This window comes from Caballeronia arationis (genome assembly GCF_001544975.2).
Taxonomy (GTDB): domain Bacteria; phylum Pseudomonadota; class Gammaproteobacteria; order Burkholderiales; family Burkholderiaceae; genus Caballeronia; species Caballeronia arationis.
Map to the genome: position 1 here is coordinate 1 of NZ_FCOG02000601.1, position 562 is coordinate 562.

Annotated in this window: 1 protein-coding gene; it reads left to right on the plus strand. The window is 64.4% G+C overall.

The features are described 5' to 3' along the window. Nucleotides 1–562, plus strand: a 562-nt coding sequence (locus AWB81_RS44060; protein ID WP_445344354.1) for a DUF7146 domain-containing protein, incomplete at both ends; no start/stop codon positions are given.

A 562-nucleotide genomic window follows, 5' to 3' on the forward strand; every position in this document is an offset into this window, starting at 1 on the left:
GACCGAAAAGCCGGCGACGGCTTCGAGCTCATCTGCAAGTCCGCCGGAATGACCTTCCGCGAACTCATGATCGAACTCGAAGGCGGCAGCCTGGCCGATGCACGGCAAAACCGAGCGCAACCGGCGGCCCCGGCGCCTGGCCGAAAGGTCGATCCCGAGTGGGCACGTAAGCGCCTCGACTCAATGTGGGATCGCGCGACGCTGGTCGGTTCCGATGGCCTCGTTCCGCGGTACCTGCGCGAACGGGTGCCGGGTCTGACAGTGGCGCCGTCCGCGGCGCTGCGCATGGCGATGCTCGATTACCGCCACGAGAAGAAAGTTATCGGTCAGTGGCCGGGCATCCTCGCTCGCTTCACACTGCCGGACGGCCGTCTCGGAACGCTGCACCGCACGTTCCTTGAACGCTCGAAACCGGCGAAGGCGTCGATCGTCACTAACGATGGCGAGATCCTTCCGGCCAAGCTGAACGACGTGACGCTTTATAAGCTCAACGGCGGCGCAGTCCGGCTGATGGATCCAGTCGATGGCGAAATTGGCGTCGCGGAAGGTCTCGAGACGGCGT